The 3,548-nt window shown below is 67.0% G+C and carries 1 pseudogene; it reads left to right on the top strand.

Annotated elements, in window-relative coordinates:
* Positions 1 to 94: 94 nt before the first annotated feature.
* Positions 95 to 3,548: pseudogene (locus tag ACQKIP_RS42955) on the top strand (RHS repeat protein); the annotation flags it as partial.

Here is a 3,548-nt window from a genome sequence, read left to right as displayed (position 1 = left end):
GAAACAAAAATAAACGACTGACCAGACGGCCAAACACCGGTGGAGGCACGCCCCCAAGGCCACCTGGCCCAAGGAAGGCACAGCCTCGATCACAGTGCCGACGTCCGGCCGCACCACTGCCGAACCCGGCACCCTCCCCATCAGCATCGGCCGCGCACAGACGAAGGCGGCCAAGGCAGTCGGTCCCACGAGGGCACAGGTCCAAGTGCTCAACCAGACGACCGCCAAGGCGCTCGGCGTCGAAGGGGTGGTCCTGGCGGTACGCCCGGTCAAGGGCTCCGAGGGAACGGTAGATGTCCGAGTGGACTACTCCGGCTTCCAGCACGCCTACGGCGGCGACTGGGCCTCACGCCTGACGCTGCGGCAGCTGCCCGGCTGCGCGCTGACTGCCTCGGGCAAGCAGGGCTGTGAGGCCGGACAGATACTCAAGACCGTCAACGACACCAAAAACAGCACCCTCTCTGCGCCCGTCGAACTTCCCGCCGCGGACACGGCACCGGAAAACGCCTCCCCGGTGGCCAAGGCGCCGGCCCGGGTACACTCGAGCAGCGGCCTGGCTGCAAGCCAGGGCACCGTACTCCTGGCCGCCACTGCCGGCGCATCCGGCGCATCGGGCGACTTCAAGGCCAGCTCGCTGGCTCCCTCGGCCTCCTGGTCCGCCGGCGGCTCTAACGGCGGATTCTCCTGGTCCTACGACATCGACACCCCCGAGGTGCCGGGCGGGACCGAGCCGGAACTGGCTCTGGGCTACAACTCGCAGTCGGTGGACGGGCGGACCGCTGCCACAAACAACCAGGCGAACTGGGTCGGCGACGGTTGGAGCATGGAGCCTGGCTACATCGAGCGCCGCTACGTCAGCTGCGCGGATGACGCCAAGGACGGCAACGGCACCGACAAGAGCGGCGACCAGTGCTGGAAGAAGGACAACGCTGTCCTGAACCTGGGCGGCCAGAGCAACGTCCTGGTCAAGGACGACAAGGTAAAGGACGACAAGTCAGCCGAGTGGCACCTGGAAAGCGACGACGGCACCAAGGCCGTCAAGCTCGACAGCAAGGAACGTGGCAACGGCGACGACGACGGCGAGTACTGGCGGATCACCACTCCGGACGGCACCCGCTACTACTTCGGCTACAACCGTCTGCCCGGCTGGAGCGAGGGCAAGGCACAGACGAACTCCACTTGGACCGCGCCGGTGTTCGGCAACCACAAGGACGAGCCCTGCCACGCGGACGCCTACAAGGACTCCTGGTGCCAGCAGGCCTGGCGGTGGAATCTCGACTATGTCGTGGACCCGCACGGTGACGCGATGGCCTACTACTGGAACACCGAGACCAACTACTACGGCCGCAACGTCAATCCCACCTCCGGGTCCTCCACTGCCACCGTGTACGACCGGGGCGGCTACCTGGACCGCATCGAGTACGGTCTGCGTTCCAGCAGCATGTACAGCCAGAAGGCCGCGGGCAAGGTCGACTTCACCGTCTCCGAGCGCTGCCTGAGCGACTGCGGCACCTTCGACAAGGAGCACGCGAAGAACTGGCCCGATGTGCCCTTCGACCGCTACTGCAAGGCCGGCGACGAGTGCAAGGACCGTTACTCGCCCTCGTTCTGGACTCGCAAGCGCCTGACGAAGATCTCCACCTCGCTCCTGACCGGTGGCGCCTACAAGCCAGTGGACTCCTGGACACTGGCCCACCAGTTCCCGGCAACCGGCGACGGCACCGATCCGGCCCTGTGGCTGTCCTCCATCACCCGCACCGGCCACACCGGCACCGGCGATGTGACCCTGCCGGCCGTCACCTTCAAGGGACAGCAGCTGGCCAACCGCGTCGAGGGCGCCACCACCGGCGGCAAGCCGGACCCGGTGCCGCCCATGGTGCGCTACCGCGTCTACGGCATCGACACCGAGTCCGGCGGCACCATCGGCGTCACCTATTCCGAACGGGACTGCAAGGCCGGCGACGTCCCCTCCCCCTCATCGAACAAGCGCCGCTGCTACCCGGTGAAGTGGTCACCGCCCGACGCCCCGGCCGCGGACTACGAGCCCTACCTCGACTGGTTCCACACCTACGTGGCCACCCAGGTCCTGGAAGCCGACAACACCGGCGGCGCACCCATCAAGGAGACCGACTACTCCTACCTGGACGGCATGGCCTGGGCCAAGGAGGACGACGAGTTCACCAAGGCCAAGCACCTCACCTACGGCGACCGCAAGGGCTATGGCCGCGTCCAGGTCCGCACCGGAGCTCCCGCCTCGGACAAGCAGACCCTGAAGGAGTACCGCTACTTCCGCGGCATCGACGGCGCCAAGGTCAGCGACCACGAAGGCGTCGAGATCACCGACCATCAGGCGTTCGCCGGCATGACCCGCGAAGAGGCCACCTACAACGGGGACGGCGGCAAGCTGGAGACCACCACCAGCTACGAGCCCTGGCACGGCGCGGCCACCGCCACCCAAGCGCGCAGCGGCCTGTCGGCCCTGACGGCGTACGCCACCGGCAGCAAGAGCGAGAAGACCCGCACCGCCGTCGGGGACGCCTGGCGCTCCACCAAGAGCGAGCGCACCTTCGACGAGTTCGGACTCCCCCTCTCCCAGTCCGATCTCGGCGATATGACCAAGGGCGGCGACGAGCAGTGCACCACCACCAGTTACGCCCGTAACGCCGAAAAGAACATCCTCACCCTGGTCAAGGAAGTCAAGAAGACAGCCGTGGCCTGCGACAAGACCCCATCGCTGCCCGCTGACCTGATCTCCACCGAACGGCACTACTACGACGAGGCCACCAGCCTGGACGCCACACCCACCCAAGGCGATGTGACACGCCTGGACGAGCAGAACGACAAGGGCACCGGCTACCTGACCACCGCCAGCCACAGCTACGACCAGCACGGCCGCGAACTGACCGAAACGGACGCGGACGGCGTCACCACCAGCACCACCGAGTACACGCCCAAGACGATCGAGGCGCCGAAATCGGCGACCGAGACCAACGCCCTGGGCCACAAGACGACCACCGAGTACGACCCGGCCCGCGGCGTGGCCACCGCCACCATCGACGCCAACACCAAACGCACCGACGCGACGTACGACGGCCTGGGCCGCACGTTGAAGGTCTGGAGCCCCGGCTGGGCCAAGACCGACCACGCCAGCCAGCCCTCGGCCGAGTACAGCTACACCATCTCCAAGACCGCCGCGAACGCGGTCGCCACCAAAACCCTGCAGCACGATGGCTCGTACGCCACCAGCTACCAGCTCTACGACGGACTGCTGCGCGACCGCGAGACCCAGGCCCCGGCCATCGGCACCAAGAACCGAGTCATCACCGAGACGCTGTACGACAGCCGCGGCTTCACCTGGAAGTCCTACGCTGCCTACTACGCCGACGGCGTCCCCTCCGGCACCCTGGCCAAGGGAGCAGACAACAAGGTCCCCTCGATGACCGAGAACCTCTACGACGGCATGGGCCGGGTCACCGACGCCATCTCACGCACCTTCGGCGACGAGAAGTGGCGCACCAAGACGGTGTATGCGGGAGACCGGACCACTG

Origin of the sequence: Streptomyces sp. NPDC059900 (genome assembly GCF_050270335.1) — a bacterium.
GTDB lineage: Bacteria > Actinomycetota > Actinomycetes > Streptomycetales > Streptomycetaceae > Streptomyces.
Note: the sequence above shows the minus strand (reverse complement) of the source record. Positions and strands in the feature narration are given on the sequence as shown.